The sequence below is a fragment of the Actinacidiphila sp. bgisy160 genome (genome assembly GCF_965342435.1).
Classification (GTDB): Bacteria; Actinomycetota; Actinomycetes; order Streptomycetales; family Streptomycetaceae; genus Actinacidiphila.
Genome location: NZ_CBDRCM010000059.1, coordinates 1 through 22,562 on the forward strand (window position 1 = coordinate 1; position 22,562 = coordinate 22,562).

17 protein-coding genes and 1 pseudogene are annotated in these 22,562 nt (G+C 65.3%); 14 read left to right on the forward strand and 4 right to left on the reverse strand.

Annotated features, from left to right (window positions below):
• Positions 1 to 543 precede the first annotated feature (543 nt).
• Positions 544 to 1,371: a helix-turn-helix transcriptional regulator gene (locus ACRWNP_RS31205; RefSeq protein WP_431967307.1), complete on the reverse strand. Its 828-nt coding sequence runs from the start codon at positions 1,369 to 1,371 to the stop codon at positions 544 to 546.
• Positions 1,372 to 1,761: 390 nt separating this feature from the next.
• On the opposite strand from ACRWNP_RS31205, the gene ACRWNP_RS31210 reads away from it, so the two are divergent.
• Together ACRWNP_RS31210 and ACRWNP_RS31215 are read left to right on the forward strand one after the other, a co-directional pair.
• On the forward strand, positions 1,762 to 2,790 hold the full coding sequence (locus ACRWNP_RS31210; RefSeq protein ID WP_431967357.1) for a DUF4331 family protein: 1,029 nt from the start codon (positions 1,762 to 1,764) through the stop codon (positions 2,788 to 2,790).
• A gap of 167 nt (positions 2,791 to 2,957) precedes the next feature.
• On the forward strand, positions 2,958 to 4,061 hold the full coding sequence (locus ACRWNP_RS31215; RefSeq protein WP_431967309.1) for a HoxN/HupN/NixA family nickel/cobalt transporter: 1,104 nt from the start codon (positions 2,958 to 2,960) through the stop codon (positions 4,059 to 4,061).
• Between the two features lie 138 nt (positions 4,062 to 4,199).
• On the opposite strand, the gene ACRWNP_RS31220 is transcribed toward ACRWNP_RS31215, so the two are convergent.
• Entirely contained in the window at positions 4,200 to 5,906 is a 1,707-nt protein-coding gene (locus ACRWNP_RS31220; protein ID WP_431967311.1) for an aldehyde dehydrogenase family protein, read from the reverse strand.
• Between the two features lie 746 nt (positions 5,907 to 6,652).
• Between ACRWNP_RS31220 and ilvC the strand changes: the two genes are divergently transcribed.
• From ilvC to ACRWNP_RS31250, 6 genes are all read left to right on the forward strand, one after another.
• Positions 6,653 to 7,651: a ketol-acid reductoisomerase gene (gene ilvC, locus ACRWNP_RS31225; protein WP_431967313.1), complete on the forward strand. Its 999-nt coding sequence runs from the start codon at positions 6,653 to 6,655 to the stop codon at positions 7,649 to 7,651.
• On the forward strand, positions 7,644 to 8,168 hold the full coding sequence (locus ACRWNP_RS31230; RefSeq protein ID WP_431967315.1) for an MEKHLA domain-containing protein: 525 nt from the start codon (positions 7,644 to 7,646) through the stop codon (positions 8,166 to 8,168). The genes ilvC and ACRWNP_RS31230 overlap by 8 nt, the downstream gene beginning before the upstream one ends.
• 357 nt (positions 8,169 to 8,525) lie before the next feature.
• Positions 8,526 to 9,890, forward strand: a complete 1,365-nt coding sequence (locus ACRWNP_RS31235; RefSeq protein WP_431967359.1) for an NAD(P)/FAD-dependent oxidoreductase — start codon at positions 8,526 to 8,528, stop codon at positions 9,888 to 9,890.
• 430 nt (positions 9,891 to 10,320) lie between these two features.
• The gene (locus ACRWNP_RS31240; RefSeq protein WP_431967317.1) at positions 10,321 to 10,521 is read left to right on the forward strand and encodes a hypothetical protein; all 201 of its coding nucleotides are present in this window, start codon (positions 10,321 to 10,323) and stop codon (positions 10,519 to 10,521) included.
• Positions 10,522 to 10,613: 92 nt separating this feature from the next.
• A complete protein-coding gene (locus tag ACRWNP_RS31245) occupies positions 10,614 to 11,621 on the forward strand; it encodes an aldo/keto reductase (protein ID WP_431967319.1) in 1,008 nt (335 codons plus the stop codon).
• Between the two features lie 188 nt (positions 11,622 to 11,809).
• Positions 11,810 to 12,618, forward strand: a protein-coding gene (locus tag ACRWNP_RS31250) for an IS5 family transposase (protein ID WP_431967361.1) whose coding sequence is annotated in 2 segments (ribosomal slippage) — positions 11,810 to 12,149 and positions 12,149 to 12,618 — 810 coding nt in all. Because the reading frame shifts where the segments join, the coding sequence is not laid out codon by codon here.
• A gap of 389 nt (positions 12,619 to 13,007) precedes the next feature.
• Here the strand turns inward: ACRWNP_RS31250 and ACRWNP_RS31255 are convergent.
• Entirely contained in the window at positions 13,008 to 13,475 is a 468-nt protein-coding gene (locus ACRWNP_RS31255; RefSeq protein ID WP_431967321.1) for a DUF1348 family protein, read from the reverse strand.
• A gap of 610 nt (positions 13,476 to 14,085) precedes the next feature.
• Between ACRWNP_RS31255 and ACRWNP_RS31260 the strand changes: the two genes are divergently transcribed.
• From ACRWNP_RS31260 to ACRWNP_RS31280, 5 genes are all read left to right on the forward strand, one after another.
• Positions 14,086 to 16,203: a SpoIIE family protein phosphatase gene (locus ACRWNP_RS31260; protein ID WP_431967323.1), complete on the forward strand. Its 2,118-nt coding sequence runs from the start codon at positions 14,086 to 14,088 to the stop codon at positions 16,201 to 16,203.
• 1,127 nt (positions 16,204 to 17,330) lie between these two features.
• Positions 17,331 to 18,068 (forward strand): SDR family oxidoreductase, encoded by a 738-nt coding sequence (locus tag ACRWNP_RS31265; protein ID WP_431967325.1) that lies wholly within the window; start codon positions 17,331 to 17,333, stop codon positions 18,066 to 18,068.
• A 383-nt stretch (positions 18,069 to 18,451) separates the two neighbouring features.
• Positions 18,452 to 19,351 (forward strand): SDR family oxidoreductase, encoded by a 900-nt coding sequence (locus tag ACRWNP_RS31270; protein WP_431967327.1) that lies wholly within the window; start codon positions 18,452 to 18,454, stop codon positions 19,349 to 19,351.
• Between the two features lie 595 nt (positions 19,352 to 19,946).
• The gene (locus ACRWNP_RS31275; RefSeq protein WP_431967329.1) at positions 19,947 to 20,858 is read left to right on the forward strand and encodes an SDR family NAD(P)-dependent oxidoreductase; all 912 of its coding nucleotides are present in this window, start codon (positions 19,947 to 19,949) and stop codon (positions 20,856 to 20,858) included.
• Between the two features lie 92 nt (positions 20,859 to 20,950).
• Positions 20,951 to 21,958 carry an aldo/keto reductase gene (locus ACRWNP_RS31280; protein WP_431967319.1) on the forward strand — a complete coding sequence of 336 codons (1,008 nt, stop codon included), beginning with the start codon at positions 20,951 to 20,953 and terminating at the stop codon, positions 21,956 to 21,958.
• A gap of 142 nt (positions 21,959 to 22,100) precedes the next feature.
• Here the strand turns inward: ACRWNP_RS31280 and ACRWNP_RS31285 are convergent, their stop codons facing one another.
• Positions 22,101 to 22,274 (reverse strand): hypothetical protein, encoded by a 174-nt coding sequence (locus tag ACRWNP_RS31285; protein WP_431967331.1) that lies wholly within the window; start codon positions 22,272 to 22,274, stop codon positions 22,101 to 22,103.
• A gap of 59 nt (positions 22,275 to 22,333) precedes the next feature.
• Between ACRWNP_RS31285 and ACRWNP_RS31290 the strand changes: the two are divergent.
• Positions 22,334 to 22,468, forward strand: a pseudogene (locus tag ACRWNP_RS31290) (IS5/IS1182 family transposase); the annotation flags it as partial.
• Positions 22,469 to 22,562 lie beyond the last annotated feature (94 nt).

The window sequence follows — 22,562 nt, forward strand, 5'->3', positions numbered from 1 at the left end:
CCCCCTCTCCCCCCCCCCCCCCCCCCCCCCCCCCCCCCCCCCCCCCCCCCCCCCCCCCCCCCCCCCCCCCGGGACGATGCTCCCGCGTTGGGATGGAAGACGCGGTCCGCCGTTGCTATGCCCAGTGGGTCGCCTTGCCCTGCTCAGGGCCCCACTCCCAGCGTGCCGGCGCCGGACGCGGCAGCGCGGGCTGTGAGTTCTTCCGGTCGGCTATATCCTCTCCGGAGTGCGCCAGTCGGCCCGGCATCGCGCATGCCGCATTCGTCGCGCCATCCTTGTGCCCTCCCCGTCCCGTGCTGGTGCATTGTGCACGTATCGGGGACCGCTTCCGGGCACGTCTGACAACACAAATCCGTGCGGCAACTTGTGGGGACGGGATTTGTGCGGTTCGGCCCAGCGCCTGCCCCCCCTTTTCCTTCAGATGCAGGTTGCCCCGTACACCGTGCGGGTGGACGAACAGCTCAGGCGATGCCCGCATTTGAGCGGCCTGGGGCGCGAATCGATCCGCGAGGCTTAAGAGGAAACGCTGGCTGACGCGGTCCGTCACCCCGTGGCATCGTCGGCAGTTAGAGCAGACAGGCGGGCAAGCTGTGTTTCGCTCGGAGAGCCGGCTTCGGCCTGGTAAGTGACCAACTGCTGTCCGGGGGCGCCGGACACGTCGAAAGACTGGTAGATCAGGGTGAGGTCGCCGACCTGGTGGTGGTGCAGCATTTTGATCGAACGAGTTTTGCCTCGTACGTCGTATTGCTGCCACAGGCGGAGAAATTCGGGGCTTTTCTCGGACAGTTGGCGTACAAGATCCTGCAAGGCGGTGTCATCCGGATCGACACTGGCGGCCGCGCGAAGATGGGCCACGCCCGTGCGGGCGATCTCATCCCAGTTCTGGTAGAACGTGCGAGCGGCAGGATTCAGGAAGGTGAAACGCACCAAATTGCCATCCTCAAGGACCACCGAATACAGGGCTCGCCCCAGCCTGTTACCAGCCAAGATGTCGAGTCGAGGGCTAAGAATCATTGCAGGCGTGTCCCCGTATGCCTCCAGCATGTCTTGGAGGTGCGGGCTCACGTCCTCTCGGCGCTTGGCCCAGTGCTGCCCTGTCCGTCGAGCGAGGTGGTGCAGATGTTCTTCGGCTTCCCGATCAAGACCGAAGACACGGGTGAGCGCATCGAGGACCTGGTCCGACGGGTACTTCTCGCGCCCCTGTTCCAAACGCGCGTAGTACCCCTCACTGAGGCCAGCCAAGGTGGCAACTTCTTCGCGCCGCAGCCCTGGCGTGCGGCGCGGTCCGGTGTCGGGTAGCCCCACCTGAGCCGGCGAGGTCGCCGCCCTCCTGGCCCGAATGAATGCACCAAGACCGGTGAAATCTTCCATGAAGGCAGGCTAACGCCTCGGGGCTGGCGCTGGGTGTACGTGTGGCGTCCACCCAGGCGGCGTGGCCCTTTCGCCACGTGACTCTTTGCAGTATTCACGTCACAGTGGGTTGCGCTATCGCGACGTGAGCCGCTCATCCGGCGTTCCGATGTCTCATTGCCGATCGTGGGGATAACCCGATGCCGTTCCTTGAGGGGACACCACGCCCGCGATGGGGATGGCATCAGCCAAGTTTGGGGGTCGCTCGACAGAACCTGGCAGGAAATTTCGCGAGGATTATTTCTGCGATCAGGGCACGACGCACATCGATACAGTTTCCGTGACGCGACGGGCCCTGATGTCAGACATCGGTGCAGCACTGCACAAGCCGCGCGAGAAAAGCGAGTAAAAATGTCTCACCACCTCGATTCCCCCATCGCCCGCCAGGACCCGCGACTGGACATCACGGATTTCTACCTTTTCCGAGGTGAGCGCGGCACGGTCTTCGTCCTGAACGTGTCGCACTCGCTTGCCGGGGAGGACATTCCCCGTGGCTTCCACCCGGAGGGCCGCTACGAATTCAAGATCGACGGGAACGGTGACGCGGTGGAGGAGCTGACCTACCGCTTCACCTTTGGTGAGGCCGACCCGGACGGTGCCCAGCGATACACCCTGCACCGCCTCATCGGCTCGCACTCCGAGGACCCCTTTGCCCGGGGTGAGCTCATCGGCGAGGGGGTCACTGGCGAGACTGCCAGCTTCGGCCGTGGCGCCCGATCGTGGGCCGGCAAGGCGGGGGATCCGTTCTGGATCGAGCCCGATGTGCTTCACGCCGTCGGCAAGGCGGTCAAGGAGGGCACACGGGTGGACCTGAACGGATGGAGCCCCGACCGTGCCGTCAACCTGTTCGCGGGCCACACTGTTCACTCGCTCGTCCTGGAGGTCTCCGAAAACGAGGTTGCCGAACTCGCGGGCGGACGGCGCATCGGCGCATGGGCGCTGTCAAGCCTGGCGACCGACGCCGGCGGCTGGCGGCAGATCAACCGGGCAGGACTCCCCATGATCCACCCGCTCTTCACCCAGCTCGACGAGCACTTGGGCGACCACCTCAACATCGGCCGTCCGGCCGACGACATCGTCACGTTCGGTGCTTCCATCGCCGAGATGATCGCTGGCACCGTGCGTGCTTACGGCACCGCCGAGGACCCCGAAGCCTACGGCCGGACGGTCGCGGCGAAGGTCTTCCCCAACGTGCTGCCGTACACCATCGCCACCCCCGCCGTGTACGGCTTCGCGGAGTGGAACGGGCGCTCCCTGACGGACAACGCCCCCGACGTGATGTTCTCGCTGGCGACCAACACGCCGGTGACGCTCGGGATCAACAAGGACTCGATCACTTCCAAGCCGTCCCAGGTGTTTCCCTACGTACCGACTGCCTGACACCGCGCCCCGCCGGGCCGGCACCACCCCCGTGCCGGCCCGGCGGCCTCCTCCATCCCCTGCCGGGGCATGGGATGCCGGCAATTGACAGAAAGCACGAGAACCCCATGTCCGCTCAAGCTATGAGTCACTCGTCCCATCGAAGCAAGCGATGGCCAGCACGCGTCATGACCAGATCGGAATGGACCCGGCTTGCGGGCATGGCCACGTTCATTGTGTTCCTGCACGTCATCGGCTGGTTCACCCTGGTTGAGATCGTGGCACCACGCCACTACAGCGCCGGAACCCAGACATTTGGCATCGGGATCGGCCTGACGGCGTACACGCTGGGCATGCGGCACGCCTTCGACGCAGACCACATCGCGGCGATCGACAACACGACCCGCAAGCTCATGCACGAGGGCAAGCGTCCGCTGTCTGTGGGTTTCTGGTTCTCCCTGGGGCACTCCAGCATCGTCTTCGTGCTCGCCCTCATACTCTCCGTTGGCGTGCGCTCCCTCGCCGATCCGGTCCAGAACAGCAATTCGCGTCTGCACCACATCACGAGCTGGGTGGGCACTACCGTCTCGGGCACCTTCCTCTACCTGATCGCGTTCATCAATCTCGCCCTCCTGACCGGCATCTGGAAGGTCTTCCGGGAGATGCGCCGCGGTCACTTCGACGAGGCAGCCCTGGACGAGCAGCTCAACAACCGCGGTCTCATGAACCGCATCCTGGGAAGGGTGATGAAGTCTGTCACCAAGCCCTGGCAGATGTACCCCCTGGGAATGCTGTTCGGCCTCGGATTCGACACCGCCACCGAGATCGCGCTCTTGGTCCTGGCGGGGACCGGCGCCGCCTCCGGCTTGCCCTGGTACGCCCTTCTGTGCCTGCCAGTTCTATTTGCTGCTGGCATGTCGCTGTTGGACACCATCGATGGGTCCTTCATGAACTTTGCCTACCAATGGGCGTTCTCCAAGCCCGTACGGAAGGTCTACTACAACTTGACCATCACGGGCCTGTCGGTCGCTGTCGCATGGCTCATTGGCACTGTTGAGCTACTCGGGCTCGTCGCAGAGAAGGCCCACATGAAGGGTGCCTTCTGGCGCTGGATCGGCGGACTCGACCTCAACGCGCTCGGATACTTCATTGTCGCGCTCTTCTTCGGCACCTGGATGGTCGCCATGGGGGTGTGGAGGTGCGCCGGCATCGAGAAGAAGTGGACCACGTCTCTTGAGGCAGACAGCGAATCTTTGGCTCCGGCGGCAGCCTCGGCCGGTCACCGCAACTGAAGCATCAGAAAGCAGTGCTGGCGTCGCAGTGGACGTCAGTTTGCCGCATCGCTCCCATGCTGAACTACATGTCGGCGCCGTGGTCGACGTCGCGCCCGGCCCGCTGACCGAGACCTTGCGTGGTGGCCGTATCGTCTCTCAGCCGCGCATGGCGGATGCGAAAATGGCCGGGAGAGCCAGCAGACTGGGCGCCGCAGTGAAGCGCGTGACAAGCCGCATCGTGGTCAGCGCCGAGCGGTTGGTCACAAAAAACGGCGGCCGTGGTGACATGGACGGCGCCCCTTGGAACAGCCCTCGTGGCGCCGGCGCGAACGGAGCGTACAGGACAGACTTCTCGATGTCTTCGAGCATGAAGGCATTGTGCACGAACCCAATGCCGCTGCCGACGTCTTGCTGAGTGTTTCCCGGGAAGGCACCCCAAGGTGCGTAGCCGAGGAGGAAGCCCAGGCCTGCCCAGCAGTTGACCCCCACAGTGCCAAACTGAAGACGATCGATTATGCGTTCCAGCACTTCACGATCGGTTCGGAGCGTTTTCGGGTGCGCGATGAGGGTGGCGCCGAGGGAGCCGGGAAGCATATCGTTGGCGAACTCCGCGGCCTTGGTCAAGTAGTCCAGGGTACTCCCTCCCGGAAGGCGCACGACTCCCAGCGCGTCACCGAATACCTCACTTTTGATCAGCGGACCGTCAAAATCCGTGATATCGGGTACAAGGAGTCGGGAGCCATCACCGTAGACCTCCGCCTCCGGGTGGGCTGTGGCAACTTTTCCCAGCCGATCATCAGCACCAGGGTAGTAGTTGCTGCGGGGCGGCAAGGCACGCAGCAGGCGCCGTATCTCCTGCAGCAGTCGCTCGGTGCCATCCCAGTCGCGAGGCACCACCAGTATCTGACTGGCGATGCAATTGTGGCCCGAATTATTGAGCTTGCTTGTGACGATGTTCTCAGCCTGGAACCGGAAGTCGGCCGCGCGCCAAGGGCCGGGTGCCACTAGGCACGGGCTGACCCCGCCCAGTTCACTGCTAAGAGGCTTGTTCATGAGGCGCTGTCCGCGACGTCGGCGATCCATGGCGTCCGTACCGGTGCCCCAGACAATGGCATCGCGTGTACGGCCACTGCCAGTTACATGGACGGTGTCGACGCCCTCGTGCCGGACCAAGTACTCGCCTTCGCGTGCACCTCCGTCGACGAAGCGCACCCAGTCCCGCGCGATGAATTCTCCGAATACGTATTCAAAATGAGGCTTCAGATAGGAGTTGACGGGGTTCATCTTGGCTATAACTGCCTGGCCTTCGACGTACAACTTGTGCAGGATGTCGAGAGCCACGATGGCGGCAACGTTCCCCGCACCAAGTACCAGACTCACGCCAGGACGGAATCCATCACTCCGGTGCGGGCTCGCCGCTCTATCACGAACCTGCCGTGCCGTAACGCCTGGCCGCATCCAGACCCGCGCACTGAAGCCGTTGAGCAGCATCCGGTCCCAGCCGGTTACGGGGAAGACATCGACGTGGACGCGCGCGCCCCGCACATGGATGTTCTGGGTCTTTACGGGGTCCTGGCCGTTGGCGATACGCCGTAGAACGTGCAGATATGCCGTGGCACTCTGTACTAGGGCCCACGGGCCGCCGGCCCAGTCCTCAGCTGCCCACGCAGAACTTGGGCCGTAGCCTTTGGCACGCGCCGCCGCCGTCACCATGACGTCAGAGCGCGACAGCACCCGCGGGAGCAGTCGTTCCAGCATGACGATGCGGTCTGCTAGCGGGCTCGCGGCCCAGGAGCCGGCGCCCCGGCGCAGATCAGCGATGGACCGGTCAAGGGCAGCAGCGTTGAGCGCTCTGACGTCCACGTTCGTTGCTCCTTAGGTCTCACAATTTCGTGCTTGTAATTGCAGATAATTAGTGCTGTGAGGTCGGCGAAGTGCTCGCTCACATGGGCTCGTAGCGGCGCGGAGTTTCCGAAATTGTGCCCGCCGGGGGGTGGCCCCTGTGGGGAAAAGATGGTGCGAAGCCACTACCCATTCCTGTCTGCTGAACCCACAGTGGTCGGTCAGCAAGATTACTTCGGCAATGCCCATTTCAAGATTCCAGGCATGCTTTCCTGAGTGCAACATGACACGAGACCCATGTCCGAGCTTGCTTGGATCGTCCCCCATCCAAGCACATGCACACGTTGGTGGGTCCTCCGCATTGGTACGGGACCGCGGTGTAACGAAGCGCACATATTCGGCAGTTCGGCGTGAGAATAGATGAGGACGTAGCGGGCAGAGTCGGCTACGCGCCTCATTGACTCGTGGCGGCGCACGAGTGTACCTGTTACGTACACCCAAGATGGACCTTGAGTGTTGTTCGGGTGCCCTACCCTTAGCCTAAGAGGCTGCCTACCGTGCCGACGTCACAATATTCTCGGCAGGTGTGGCTTCGGGTACACCGACTTGAGTGCTGGGCACGCGAGCGATATATACGGCCACATTCAACCTGCGGTCAGTCAATGTTTCCGCCTCTTGCCGCTCCCCGGGCCCATCCGGCGCCGGGGTGCTCCCGCACCCAAGGTGACTTGCATCCTTGCGTGAGTAAGTTCGTGAAAGGGAAAGCAGTGGCTGAGCTGTTCTACGGCGACGACGCCGACCTGTCCATCATCCAGGGCCGCAAGGTCGCGGTCATCGGCTACGGGAGCCAGGGCCACGCGCACGCGCTGTCGCTGCGCGATTCGGGGGTCGATGTGCGCGTCGGCCTGCACGAGGGCTCCAAGTCCAAGGCGAAGGCGGAGGAGCAGGGTCTTCGCGTGGTCACCCCCGCCGAGGCCGCGGCCGAGGCCGACGTCATCATGATCCTGGTCCCGGACCCGATCCAGGCGCGGGTGTACGAGGAGTCCGTCAGGGACAACCTGAGGGACGGCGACGCGCTGTTCTTCGGACACGGCCTGAACATCCGCTACGGCTTCATCAAGCCCCCGGCCGGTGTCGACGTGTGCATGGTCGCCCCCAAGGGCCCGGGTCACCTGGTGCGCCGTCAGTACGAGGAGGGCCGCGGCGTCCCGTGCATCGCGGCGGTCGAGCAGGACGCGACCGGGGGCGGCTTCGCGCTCGCGCTGTCCTACGCCAAGGCCATCGGCGGCACCCGTGCGGGCGTCATCAAGACGACGTTCACCGAGGAGACCGAGACCGACCTGTTCGGTGAGCAGGCGGTGCTCTGCGGTGGTACCGCGGCGCTGGTCAAGGCCGGTTTCGAGACCCTGACCGAGGCTGGTTACCAGCCGGAGATCGCGTACTTCGAGTGCCTGCACGAGCTGAAGCTCATCGTGGACCTGATGTACGAGGGCGGCCTGGAGAAGATGCGCTGGTCGATCTCCGAGACCGCCGAGTGGGGCGACTACGTCACCGGTCCGCGCATCATCACCGACGCCACCAAGGCCGAGATGAAGAAGGTCCTGGCGGAGATCCAGGACGGCTCCTTCGCCAACAACTGGATCGCCGAGTACAACGCCGGTCTGCCGCGCTACAACGAGTACAAGAAGGCCGACGAGAACCACCTGCTGGAGACCACCGGCAAGAAGCTCCGCAAGCTCATGAGCTGGGTCGAGAACGGTGACTGATCCGTCCCCGCGGGTGCAGGCGCCCTCCGACCGGCGCGCGGATCCCCGCTTCGCCGCCCTCCTCCTGGACAGCTACCGCCGTTTGGTGGGCGTCGACCTGTGTCCACCGGTGTGGGCATCGGACGCCGAGGCCGCCCAGTGGCTCTACGAGAAGGCGCCCTTCGTGCTACTGGCTCACGACGCGTCAGCCGACCCGCTGTTCCTCTACGCCAACCGCACCGCGCAGCGGGCCTTCGGCTACACCTGGGACGAGTTCATCGGCCTTCCCTCGCGCCTGTCGGCCGCGCCGGATGCGCAAGAGGACCGGGATGCCCTTCTCGCGTCGGTGAACGAACACGGCTACGCCGACGGATACCAAGGACTGCGACGGCACAAGGAGGGCCGCATATTCCGGATCGAGGACGTCCGCATGTGGAACCTAGAGGACTCCGAGGGCACCCGCCACGGGCAGGCTGCCGTGTTCCATCCGTCGGCCGGATCTGGACCGTCCGCGGTCGAGGCGATGACAGCCGGGTGATGGCCGCAACCGCGCCCACTCGAGCAGCACGATTGGGACACGCTCTCGTACGACCGAGCTCTTATCTCCACCGGCCGTAGGTGCTGGGCGGGCCGTCGTTCACGGAGGCGATCTCGAGCTCGTCCGCTTTGCCGCTCGCTGGGCGAGGCGCGGCGAGAATCCGGGATGTAGAGCCCGTAGGAGACCGGGATACGCGTGTTAAACGTTGGGCCACCGTGCTCATGACGAAACGAGCTGAATCGGGAGCACGGAGCGACTGCACCTCCCTTGATCAGCGCTATCGACAGGACTCGAAGTTAGTTGACTAATGATCCCGCATATGCGCCTGACTGCGCAGCGAATCATCCGCGGACCGTACTGATCATAGGGGCGAGTGCAGCAGGGCTATTGACCGCAGCTGCACTCGCACCGCTCGCGGACGTCACGCTCGTCGAACGTGACGACCTGCCCGACCAACCACACCCACGCCGCGGGGTGCCACAAGCCCGGCACGCACATCTGGTGTGGAGCGGTGGAGTCACTGCCTTCGACGAACTGATTCCCGGAGCCATTAACGACATCCTCGCGCGCGGCGGCCGTCTGGCCCACATCATGGGCGACATGGTGTGCCGCGCGCCCAATGGCATCTGGTTCAGGCGCTTCCTAAGTAACCGCCACCGGGCTTTGGTCAGTTCTCGCGACCTCATGGACTTTGTGCTCCGGGATCTGGTCCTCGCTCTAGGCAGCGTCAGCTTGCGGCCCAACACCACTGTGATTGGGATAGAAGGGGATGCTAGCCGAGTTACAGGCGTCCGGATCCGTACTGGCGAGGAAGAGTCGATCCTGTCGGCCGACTTGATCGTGGACGCCTCGGGTCGCGGCTCTCGGGCACCCCAGTGGCTCCAGGGTCTCGGGTTGCCGCGTGTCGCTGAGCGGGTGGTGGACGCAGGCGTTACCTATGCCACGCGTCTCTTCAATGCACCCGCGGCTGCCTCGAACACGGAGTTCCCTCTGATCAACGTGCAGGCCAACCCGGCTGCTCCCCCCGGAAAGGGGGGGTTGCTGCTGCCAATCGAGGGAAACCGCTGGCTCGTCACGCTAAGGGGCACTCGCGGCGGAGAGCCCACCACTGACCCCAACGCCTTCGTAGACTTCGCGCTCAGCCTTCCGGATCCCCTGATCGGCTGCCTCATCCGCGACGCGGAGCCACTCGATGACATCACCATCAGCCGTAGTACCGCCAATCGCCGGCGGTACTACGAGAAGCTGAAGAGCTGGCCCGACGGATTCGTTGCAATCGGTGACGCCATCGCCGGATTCAATCCTGTCTACGGACACGGCCTCACGGTTGCCGCTCAGAGCGCAATCGCGGTCCGGGATGTTCTACGCGTGACCAGTCTCATTGCTCCTGGCACCGCCCGCCGCCTCCAACACGCTGCCGCGCGTCCCGTCTCTGCCGCCTGGAGTCTGGCTCTCGGCCAGGACGCCTTCTATCCCGGCGCCACGGAGGCACCTCCGAGCACCGTGGAGCGCCTTCTCGCGCGGTATGTCGACCGGGCGGTGGCCACTGGTGCTCGCAATCCCCAGGCGCTCGAGGCCCTGCTCGACGTCATGAGCCTGGAGAAGCCGCCTGTTCGTCTCTTCTCACCTGGCATGCTCGTCCCCATGCTTTTCGGGCCGAAGCGGCCACGCCTGGTGCAAGCACCACTCCGCGACGCCGAACGTAAAGTCAGCATGCCCTGAAGCCGTCGCATCCTGGGACACGCCAGTCACGCCGGAGGGGCCGGCAAGTCCGTCGCCCGAAGACGTGACTGTTCGGATAACTTCCTGGTCGCTGCTCAGGCCCGACAGCCGTCCGCTGGCAGCACGAGCATCCGCATCCAGGCCCACCTGGCCCGGGATACAGGCGGGCCAGTGGTGGTGTGGATGCCCCGATCTTTCCCTCTGAATCATCGATAACAGTCGCACGTTAGCATTAAAAATGACGCGCCATATTCCATTCTGTGCGGCAATGTAAGTCTTGCGTCGAAAATTGACTTCACGCTCTAATTCCATCAGGAGGAAGTAGGGCTACCCAGCCAAGAAACGTTCTGCTGGCGGGTGCGGGAACTGGCATAGCCCGTCCTAGCCTCGAGTTAATCTGGCGAAGGCGGGCCATACCGTGCTCGCCTCGATGAGGAATCCGGAGGGCGCACCGCAGATTGTCGCCGACGAGATTGTCCGGGTGGTCGGCCTTCCGGCTGGACAGCGCCCCCGCCGCACCGTTGCCGACGCCTCTGACTACGGCGCGGAGATCATCAACGGCGCCGCTGAGGAACTGCGGCTGCGGCTGGCCCGCCGCATGGGCGTCACCGACCTGCTTGGCCGACTGTGACCCGGACGCACCGCGTCCGCACGCATCTCGCATTGCTTCGTCCATACACGTCCGTGCCGCACTTCGGTAACGAATCACGAAGGAGAAACACCATGCCCGTCAGCCGTCGCAAGCTGGGCGCCAACGGCCCCGAGGTGTCCACCATCGGCCTGGGCGCCATGGGAATGTCGGATCTGTACGGTCCCGCCGACGACGCCGAGAGCATCGCCACCCTGCACGCAGCGATCGACGCCGGCCTCAACCTCATCGACACCGGTGACTTCTACGGCTCCGGCGCCAACGAAATGCTCATCGCCCGTGCGCTGCGTGAGCGCAACCGCGAGGACGTCGTACTGAGCGTGAAGTTCGGCTCGCGCCGCGCCCCCGACGGCAGCTTCCAGCCGGTGCCCTACGACGTGTCCCCAGCCGCGGTGAAGGACCGTCTGTCGTACTCCCTGCGCCGCCTGGGCACCGACTACCTCGACATCTATCGCCCTGCCCGCCTCAACCCGCAGATACCGGTCGAGGAGACGGTCGGGGCCCTGGAGGAGATGCGCCAGGCTGGCTACATCCGTCACATCGGGCTGTCCGAGCTCGGCGCCGACACGATCCGCCGTGCGGCGGCCGTGGCCCCGATCAGCGACCTTCAGATCGAGTACTCGCTGCTTTCGCGCGGCCCGGAGGAGAACATCATCCCCGTGCTGCGCGAGCTGGGTATCGGTCTGACCGCCTACGGGGTCCTGTCGCGTGGTCTGCTCAGTGGCCACTGGTCGCCGTCCCGCGAACTGAGCGGCGGTGACTTCCGTGCCCACTCGCCGCGCTTCCAGGGCGAGAACCTTGAGGCCAATCTGCGCTTGGTCGAGGCACTGAGCAGGGTCGCGGAGCGGCTCGGCGCCGTCACCAGTCAGGTGGCCATCGCCTGGGTGGCAGCCCAGGGGCAGGACATCGTGCCCCTGGTCGGTGCCCGTCGCCGCGAGCGTCTGGCGGAGTCGCTCGGGGCCGACGACCTCAAGCTCGACCGGGAGACGCTGGACGAGATCGAGGCGGCCATTCCCGCCGGCTCGGCGGCCGGCGAGCGGTACGCGGCCCCGATGATGGCCACCCTCGACAGCGAACGCTGACCAGCGTGCGGCCGTCCCGGGCGACGGAAGCGCACTCGGATGGCAAGCCCTGGTTGCCGAGCTTCGGCTCTGCAACCAGGGCTCTGCTATGTCCGGGACAGGTAGCACTTGACCTATAACTGATCGTTTCAGAATGAGATCGGCGTGTCGGCTGGCAGTCAGTGATCTTCGTCGGCAGGGTCTGCGGGGTGTCCGATGATCTTGTCCCTGATGACCTGTGGGAACGCATAGCCCCGCTGCTGCCGCCTCAGCCTGAGCGAAGGCACCGGCACCCAGGCCGACTTCGGGTGCCCGACCGTGTTGCCCTGGCGGGCATTGTCTACGTGCTGCGCAAGGGGGTGGCCTGGCGGGACGTCCCTGCCGGCGTGGTGGGCTGCTCCGGCGTGACCGCCTGGCGGCGTCTGCGGGACTGGACCGAAGCAGGAGTCTGGCCCCGCCTGCACGCGGAGCTCCTTGCCGAACTACGCAAGGCCGGTTTGCTCGAGATGGACGACTGCGCGATCGACGGCTCCCATGTCAGGGCCCTCAAAGGGGGGATCACGTCGGGCCTTCGCCGGTCGATCGAGCTCGCCCCGGCTCCAAACACCACCTGATCGTCGACCGCCGCGGCACCCCGCTGGCCGTGTCCGTGACCGGCGGGAACCGGCATGACGTCACGCAGCTGATCCCGCTGCTGGACGCGATCCCCCGAATACGGGGCCTTCAAGGGCGTCCGCGCAGCAAGCCCAAGCGGCTATTTGCCGACCGCGGCTACGACTACGACAAGTACCGCCGGCTGCTTTGGCAGCGCGGGATCAAGCCCCTCATCGCACGGCGCGGCGTCGCTCACGGCTCCGGCTTGGGCAAGACCCGCTGGGTCGTCGAGCGCACCTTCGCCTGGCTCCACCAGTTCAAACGACTGCGGATCCGCTACGAACGCCGCGCCGACCTCCACCAGGGCCTCCTGGAACTCGCCTGCAGCATCATCTGCCTCCGACGACTCCGCACGTCATTCTGAAACGATCAGTAAGCAGACGCACTCGCGCCGTTCCAGCTCGATCAGCAGCGACGGAGAGAGTTCGCGAGCGGTCCAGCACAGGCCAGCCTTGCCCAAACGGCGGCATGTCGACTACTCACTCCCGGCAATCGCTTGAGGCGGTCGCACCTTCGCGGTGCGTGACGGGCAGGGCGGTGTTGAGAGAGGCTTCGTCTCCGCGCACGGTGACCCCTGGCACTGCTGCGGCATGAACGGAGTTGCACCACACAACAGCGTTGGCCCTGGTGCCCGGCGCCCAGGTTAGCGACGACCCGGCGACGTCGATGACCTGCACGTTTGCGGAGAGCCGGTAGTGGCGGTTCGAAGCACCTTGCGACCGGACTGGGACCACTGTGCCGTCCACGGTCCATCTAATACAACGCGAAATCGTGACCGCTCCCGCGCTCATCCGCCGAGCGCGGACCAAAGTAGCGTCGATCGGACTCGGCGATCTCAACGTCATTGATGCTCGCCTCGCGTCTGCGCATGAGCCCGTTCTTGTCGAACTCCCACAGCTCGTTCCCGTAGCTTCGGAACCACTTCCCCTCGATGTCATGCCACTCGTACTGGAATCGCACAGCAATGTGGTCTCCTTCGTACGCCCACAGACTCTTGCGCAATGCGTAGTCGAGTTCCCGTTCCCACTTGGCGGTTAGGAACTCGATGATCGCCGCGCGCCCTCGGATGAGCGCGTCACGGTTGCGCCAGACCGAGTCTGGTGTGTAAGCAAGGGCGACCCTCTGCGGATCTCGACTGTTCCATGAGTCCTCAGCGGCCTGCACCTTGGCCCAGGCGCTCTGCCGATCGAACGGTGGGAACGGCGGACGTGACTCAGTCATGTCGACTTCTCTCTGCTTGGGTAGGGAAGGCATAGATCGGGATCATCCGGTAACCCCCCCTTCTCGCATACATGTGGGTGACTAACCGTGGCGCCCAGCGACCCATCGCGGGGCCGCGGGGGACCCGGTTAGGACGCTTCCTCGGCCGAATGACGGCTGGCAGGCATCACGGATCGAAGAAGATCTTCGCTGCCTTGGAAGCAGTCGCGGAAATCCAGGCGTCGGGGACACCTATCGGCTACCGGACTCGCTACCAGGCCTCTTAGCGCACCGGCAACCGCGCCACTTCATGCGGCCGACGGGACGGACTCCATGATCTCTCACGGGTAGAAGTCTTGCGATGGAGTGGACCCCACGTGTGCACGGCCTCGACTATGGGGACACCCCTATGCACGAGAGCGGGTCGTCGTAGGGCAGGTTACCCTCAGGGGCACAGAAGCCGTACACCCCTAGCTCACCGGTATCGACTCACAGCACCTGATCGCATGCTTTGCGGCCTGCGAATCCTCATGACAATCTAGAGAAGAAAGCGCGTGATGTCGTCAGGACGAGCGCGCACGGACCCGATCCGCAACGTCGGCATACTGATCTCCGCAAGGTTGGCGGCGATATGAGGGAATACGAAAATTTCGCTGCTTCGAATTTGCAGCAAATCATCGATCCGTTCAACCGCTTGGTGCTGGACACCGAAGCTGCAGTCGGCACGCTATATGTATTGCCCGAAGGAGGCGAGGTGCTGCATCTCGCGGTAGTGGCGGGCGCCTCTCGAGGAATCGTTGCTCCGTGGATGCGGATTCCCCTCAGTGAAGTAACACCAGTGGCCGAGGCAGTGCGGGGGCGGCAACTTGTATGGGTGAATACCCCGCAGCAGATGGCTCACCGCTACCCGCGACTCAGGCTCCTGCTGCCCTACGACTTCATGGTTGCATCGGCGCCAATGATTCACGATGATTTGGCATGGGGTGGCATAAGCCTGATATGGCCGACCTCGCATACACCGCAGTTGGAGCAGGAAGAACGCGACAAAATCGATGCATTTTGTGGCAATGCGGGCCAGCTGCTACGGTGCGCGGCAGAACGCGGAAACTCGATACAGCCTGGAGCGGAACCAGCAGTGTTTTCGCCGACGCGTTCGAGCACCGTCGCCCATGCCAAGGCAATGGCCGCGCATGATGCAGTCGAATATTTGGCGGTGGGGTGCCTTTCGCTAGACGCCGACGGTCGAATTGCGTATATTAACAGAATTGCGGCTGAACTTCTCGGAACGGGAGCCGCCGAATTGGTTGGAGTCCGGCCATGGGAGAAGATATCTTGGTTGACTGATCCGGCGTTCGAGGATTGTCACCGCGCTACAGTTGTCAGCCGCCAGTCGACCGAATTCGTCTCCGTGAGGCCACCGGATGGGAAGCTTTCATTTCAATTGCGACCCGGCACCTCGGGCGTGAGCGTTCTCATCAGCCCGCTTACGGATGGTCGCCCGACGATCCCTGGTCTTGCTGAGCGCCCTGCCACGGGTCCGACTGGCGCGTCGGCTCTATACCAGCTCATGCACCTTGCGGCGACGCTTACGGAGGCCGCCGGCGTTGCGGATGTTGTCGACTTGGTGGCCAATCAGTTCGTCCCTTCCTTTGGGGCTCAGGGGCTGGCCCTGATGACAGTCGAAGAGGGTCGACTCAGGGTTGTTGGCTACCGTGGGTACAGCGCCGAATTCGTGGGACAATTTGACGGCGAATCGCTAAGCGCAGACACTCCCTCCACGCAGGTTCTGGCGATGGGAGGGCCGGTCTTCTTCTCCAATTACGCCGAATTTCAGAACACCTATCCCAATCCTGCCCGATACGGTAATAGGGATGCCTGGGCTTTCCTGCCGTTGATAGCCTCAAGCCGACTGATCGGCCTTCTGGTCCTGTCCTATGATCGCTCTCGCTCCTTCCCGGAGGCCGAGCGTGCCCTCCTTACCGCGCTGGCGGGAGTGATCGCGCAGGCGTTGGATCGTGCTCGCCTTTTCGATGTTCGGCATAATCTGTCACGGGCCCTACAAGCGGATTTGCTCCCGCAGGATCTGGCCGCGGTACCTGGACTGCAAGTCGCGGCCCGCTATCTTCCCGCTGGCTTCGGTATGGATATCGGTGGGGATTTTTACGACCTTATTCGCTCTTCAGTTGCATGTGCCGACGTGGTGATTGGTGATGTGCAGGGGCACAGTGTGCAAGCCGCCGCCCTCATGGGACAGGTCCGAACGGCCATCCATGCGCACGCCGCCGTGGGTGCCGCTCCCGGAGAGGTCTTGGCCCGTACGAACCGACTGCTTGCCGACCTCAACCCGGGGCTTTTCACTAGCTGCCTGTATGCACACGTGGATGTTGCCCAAAAGAGCGCCCACTTCGCCACTGCGGGCCATCCCCCGGCCCTGATTCGTCATCCTGGTGCGGAAAGCGCAATTTTGCAGATAAATCCGGGCCCGCTCCTCGGTGTCATCCCAGACGCTGAATACCCCACCACCGAGGTTGCCCTGAGTTCCGGCACGATCTTGGCCCTCTACACTGACGGACTTGTTGAAACCCCAGGTGTCGACATCGGCGACGCCATCGTCGACTTGGCTCACGAACTCACTGGCGCTGGCGAACAGAGTGTAGAGGAAATCGCCGACGCTATTCTGAACCATGCGGCTCGCACTGTACCCGGTACTGACGACAAGGCATTGTTGCTCGTTCGCCTGACAGGCTAAGACGACCACGGCCTTGCCGCGCGCGTCCACCCCGGCGTAGTCCGCGCTCGCGCCTTCGGCCGCCATCAGGGGGAACGAGTAGGTGCCCTGGGGAAGCTCGGCCACGGACGCCGACGGCAGGGCCGTCCGCAGGAGCACGCTGTCCGTCACGGCCTCCCACCTTCCGGGCGGCACGGGCACCCTCTCGGCCGTCTCGCTGGAGGTGTCCTACGACGACGGACACACCTGGCGGAAGACCGCCTGCGGGCACGACGGCCGCTTCAAGCTGTCCGCCCCGAAGCAGGCGCGGTTCGTCTCGCTGCGTGCACGTGCGCACGACTCCGCGGGTTACGCGGTCACCCAGACCGTGAACCGGGCCTTCGGCCTGCGCTGGCGCACGATGTCGCGTTCACACAGGTGCGGGCGGGCCGTTCACGGCCCGCCCGCGGCACACCTGGAGCGTGTGCCGGTTGCCAGCGACTCCCGGAGGGCGACCGTCACGTCCAAACGGTTTGGTTCATCTGCGGGGTCGGGGATGGAGGTCGTCGTTCTGTTCCTCACCGCATCGTGGTCTTAGCGCGGGCGGGCGCCGGGCCTCGAGCTTCCCGGCATGAGAAGGGGCTCGGGTCTCGTTGCTGCGGGCCGGGCCGGTATACGGTGCGGTCGGCCATGGGTGCCTGGGGTTGGTCAGATAGGCGGTCGCCTCACCCGCCTCCAACCCGTTGCCGCGCCCGGCCAGGCGGATCGTCCTCGTAGCCGATGTCAGCAACTGGTTGTGGCCGGACGCCCCGATCTACCGGGTACTCCCTCCACGCGCCCCGCCGGTCGGGGCACTCCATTCACCTGGGTGGGGGTTGGCCCTACATTCCCGCCGGGTAGCCCAGACGTCAGGTGTCCGGCCCGCCACATGGTCCCTCGTCGGCGCCCGCGGAAGACTTGATGGTGCGCCGAGACACGGAGAGGCAGACCTCGAAGTGGTTCGCCGCGCCAAGCCGGCAACGTCAGACTCCCCGCTCGCGGCTCTCCTTGCGCCGAGGGGAGATGAACAATCGTCCGCCGGTCTTGGGTACCGCGTTTCCGGATGCTCCCGGCGACCGGCGCATCCACTTGTCCATCCGCGTACCACTCTCATCCAAGGACTGGTCATCATGACGAACACGACCTCTCGCGTTGCACTGATCACCGGCGCCACCGGAGGCATCGGCCGGGCCATCACGAACCGTCTCGTCCAGGACGGGTTCGCCGTCGCCGTGCACTATGCAGGCAACAAGGTCAAGGCCGACGAGGCGGTCGACGCCATCAAGGCGGCGGGTGGTCAGGCCGTCGCCGTGGCCGCTGACGTCGCTGACGAGGTGGCGATGGCGGCGGCTTTCGACGTCACCGAGGCGGAGTTGGGTCGGGTCGACGTGGTCGTCAACACTGCAGGTGTCATGCTTCTGTCACCCATCGCCACGCTGAACCTGGACGACCTCGACCGTATGCACCGCACCAACATCCGCGGCACCTTCGTCGTCTCCCAGCAGGCGGCCCGACGCGTGCGTTCCGGCGGGGCGATCATCAACGTCTCCTCGTCCCTCACCCGGCTCCAGTTCCCCACTTACGGCGCCTACGCGGCCAGCAAGGGCGCGGTCGACGCGATGACCCTGGTCCTGGCCCGTGAGATGCGCGGCAAGGACATCACCGTCAACGCCGTCGCCCCTGGCCCGACCGCGACCCCGCTGTTCCTGGAGGGCAAGGACCAGGCCGCCCTCGACAACCTCGCCAAGGCGGCGCCGCTGGAGCGGATCGGCACTCCCGAAGACATCGCCGAGGCCGTGGCGTTCCTTGCCGGGCCGGCCCGCTGGATCAACGGGCAGGTCATCTTCACCAACGGCGGTATCGCCTGACAAGCGCATATGGCGCTGTTCACGTCGACAGCGCTTCGGCAGCGGCCGGGAGTCAGTGCCTGCGTCGGGTGCCCAGGACTTCGGGCAGCAACCCGGTAGTGATCTGTGCGACGCCGCCACCGGTCCAGTGACCGGGACAGCAGCGCCAGCTGCGAGAACAGGCACCAGCCGCCATTCGCTCATCGCCGCAACAGCGAGTGCCTCCCCGTCCCATGAACACTGCCTCCCCTTTCGGCCCGTGAGTGCCACCGCGGGCAATGAACGTCTGCTGCCGGAAGTGTGCAGAACCATGACCGGCCGGGCGACAGGCACGCCCGGTGCCCCCCCCCGGGCGTCCATCGCTTTCCGTTCGACAGTAACAACACCGTGTTCAAGGAGAACCCATGAGCAACATCGTCCTCATCACCGGCGCATCCAGCGGCTTCGGCGCCCTCACCGCCCGTGCCCTGGCCGACACGGGGAACATCGTCTACGCAGGCATGCGCGAGACCACCGGGCGTAACGCGCCCCAGGTGCAGGCTGCTCGCGACTATGCCAAGGAGCACGGAGTCGACCTGCGAGCGGTCGACCTGGACGTCAACCTCCAGGACTCCGTCGATGCCGCGGTCAAGCAGTTGATCGAGGAGCATGGTCGCATCGACGTCCTCATCCACAACGCCGGCCACATGGTCACCGGCCCGTCCGAGGCGTTCACCCCGGAGCAGCTGGACCAGCTGTTCGACATCAACGTGCTCTCCACCCAGCGCCTGAACCGTGCCGCCCTGCCCCATCTGCGCAAGGCCGGCCAGGGCCTGGTCGTCTGGGTGTCCAGCTCCAGCGTCAAGGGCGGCACCCCGCCCTACCTCGGCCCGTACTTCGCGGCCAAGGCCGCGATGGACTCACTCGCGGTGACCTACGCAGGCGAACTGGCCCGCTGGGGGGTCGAGACGTCGATCATCGTCCCCGGCTCCTTCACCAGCGGCACCAATCACTTCGCGCACTCCGGCCACCCGGCCGACGGCGCCGTCGAGGCGGAATACGAGACCAAGTACGCGGGCCTGATGGAGCAGGTGGCCCAGAAGCTTGCGGCCTTGGCCCCCGAAGGCGCTGAGGCATCCCTGGTCTCCGACGAGATCGCCCGCATCGTGGCGCTCCCCGCGGGCGAGCGTCCCTACCGTGTTCACATCGACCCGGCCAACGACGGCTCCGAAGAGGTGTCGAACGTCGCCGACCGGATCCGCCGCGAGTTCCTCACCCGCATCGACCTCGACGACCTGCTGACCGTCCACCCGGCCAGCGCGTAAAGGACTTCCAGCATCCGGGACCGAGGGGCCGACGCACACGCCCGCTCCGCCTGATAACGCCCCTTCTCGGACCATGCGGACGACAGAGACGGCCGGTGCGGTCAGTCGGATCAGCCATACGCCCAGCAGTAGGCATTGCCGTCTCGTCCGCACGGTCCTCGTCCAGCAGGGCTTTGAAGGCAGCCGCGCGTCGGCGGCCGAAGCCCGTCCGCAGCGGACGGGCTTCGGCCGCCCGGGTGACCAGCCGCACCAGAATGCAGCATCTTTGAGGGCATAACCCGCGTTTAGGCGAGAGCCGGCGCACAGGAGCCGGTGGGCGGGCCAGGTAGAGGGAGCCGGAAGGCCACGTGCAGGTTCCAGACGCCGACGAAGTTGTATGCCCGGCTCTCCTGCGCCGAGACCGGCTGGTCCGTGGGCGATGTGGCGGCGACTCCCATCCGTACGACCCTCGTTGAGAAGTCCGCGCATGGAGCACTCATGTGATCGACGGTAACGACATTTCGTTACCAGTGTTCACCGCTGTCGATGTAGCGAACCGGCGATCGGCGATTCCTCCTATCGGAGGAAGAGCCGACGCCACGATCCAGGAGAAATCATGAGCACTGAGACCGCGAACACCACCCCGAGCACCGTGCTGGTGACCGGCGCGGGCACCGGGATGGGCGCCCTCGCCTCCATCTCGCTGGCCCAGGCCGGCCACCGCGTCTTTGCCTCGATGCGTGACCCACAGGGCCGCAACTCCGACAAGGCCCAGCATCTGCTGGACCGGACCAAGAGCGCGGTCGGCGAGCTGGCCGTCGTCGAACTCGACGTGTTGTCAGAGGAGTCCGCGGCCGCCGCCGTCGGGCACATCGTCCAGCAGGGCGGAGGCCTCGACGTGGTCGTTCACAACGCCGCCCACCTGCTGGTCGGTGTCACCGAGGCTTTCAGCCCGGAGGAGGTCATACGCGCCTTCGACGTCAACGCCGTAGGCGCCTTGCGAGTCAACCGCGCCGTCCTGCCTGTGATGCGCCGCCAGGAGTCGGGCCTGCTTTTGTGGGTCGGTTCCGGCACCACCCGCGCCATCCCGCCCTTCCTCGCCCCGTACTCGGCGGCCAAGGCCGCATTCGACGCCTTCGCGGAGTCGACCGCCTGGGAGGTCTCCGCCTATGGCATCGAGACCACGATTCTGATGCCCGGCGTCTTCACCCATGGCACGGCGCACTTCGCCAACGCCGCTTTCCCCGCTGACACCCAGCGCACCGCCGCCTACGACAAGATCGCGCCCTTCCTCGCCTCCATGGGTGAGGACACCGAACGCATGATGATAAATGCCATCAGTGCCGACCCGCAGATTGTCGCCGACGAGATTGTCCGGGTGGTCGGCCTTCCGGCTGGACAGCGCCCCCGCCGCACCGTTGCCGACGCCTCTGACTACGGCGCGGAGATCATCAACGGCGCCGCTGAGGAACTGCGGCTGCGGCTGGCCCGCCGCATGGGCGTCACCGACCTGCTTGGCCGACTGTGACCCGGACGCACCGCGTCCGCACGCATCTCGCATTGCTTCGTCCATACACGTCCGTGCCGCACTTCGGTAACGAATCACGAAGGAGAAACACCATGCCCGTCAGCCGTCGCAAGCTGGGCGCCAACGGCCCCGAGGTGTCCACCATCGGCCTGGGCGCCATGGGAATGTCGGATCTGTACGGTCCCGCCGACGACGCCGAGAGCATCGCCACCCTGCACGCAGCGATCGACGCCGGCCTCAACCTCATCGACACCGGTGACTTCTACGGCTCCGGCGCCAACGAAATGCTCATCGCCCGTGCGCTGCGTGAGCGCAACCGCGAGGACGTCGTACTGAGCGTGAAGTTCGGCTCGCGCCGCGCCCCCGACGGCAGCTTCCAGCCGGTGCCCTACGACGTGTCCCCAGCCGCGGTGAAGGACCGTCTGTCGTACTCCCTGCGCCGCCTGGGCACCGACTACCTCGACATCTATCGCCCTGCCCGCCTCAACCCGCAGATACCGGTCGAGGAGACGGTCGGGGCCCTGGAGGAGATGCGCCAGGCTGGCTACATCCGTCACATCGGGCTGTCCGAGCTCGGCGCCGACACGATCCGCCGTGCGGCGGCCGTGGCCCCGATCAGCGACCTTCAGATCGAGTACTCGCTGCTTTCGCGCGGCCCGGAGGAGAACATCATCCCCGTGCTGCGCGAGCTGGGTATCGGTCTGACCGCCTACGGGGTCCTGTCGCGTGGTCTGCTCAGTGGCCACTGGTCGCCGTCCCGCGAACTGAGCGGCGGTGACTTCCGTGCCCACTCGCCGCGCTTCCAGGGCGAGAACCTTGAGGCCAATCTGCGCTTGGTCGAGGCACTGAGCAGGGTCGCGGAGCGGCTCGGCGCCGTCACCAGTCAGGTGGCCATCGCCTGGGTGGCAGCCCAGGGGCAGGACATCGTGCCCCTGGTCGGTGCCCGTCGCCGCGAGCGTCTGGCGGAGTCGCTCGGGGCCGACGACCTCAAGCTCGACCGGGAGACGCTGGACGAGATCGAGGCGGCCATTCCCGCCGGCTCGGCGGCCGGCGAGCGGTACGCGGCCCCGATGATGGCCACCCTCGACAGCGAACGCTGACCAGCGTGCGGCCGTCCCGGGCGACGGAAGCGCACTCGGATGGCAAGCCCTGGTTGTGGAGCCGAAGTTCCGTAACCAGGGCTCTCCCGTCTCCAGGACATCGTGGATGCCCCGCTGGCGCCCGATGTACCAGGGGACGTTGTCATACCGACTGGAGTGCGATGCCCATGGTTGGGGTCGAGAGCGGCGCGGTGATCACCGTGCTGATCGCCGTGGGGGTGGAGTCAGCGATGATGCCCACGGTCGCGACAATTGAGGAGAGCGCCAGCATCAGCCAGAAGTTGACTGCTTGGCTGCGCTGAGGGGACAGGTCCACGAGTTCTGCCAGGTCGTCGAGGGAACGGCGCTGCGAAGCCGGGAGTGGGCGGGAGGCACGCCCGGCTTCGGTATCCCGTCGAACGCGGCATGGCCACCCTCAAGCGCTGGCGCATCTTCCGCCACGCCCGCTGCAGCCCCAACCGCCTGTCGTCAGCAGCCAAAGCCGTCCTCACCCTGGGGAAGCAACGCTGAAAAAGCTCAGTGATTACCGTGGATGAAGACCGTCCCCGGCGCTGGTGACAAGCCACTGTTGCTCGTCCGCGTGATGGGCTGGGCGTCCGCGGCA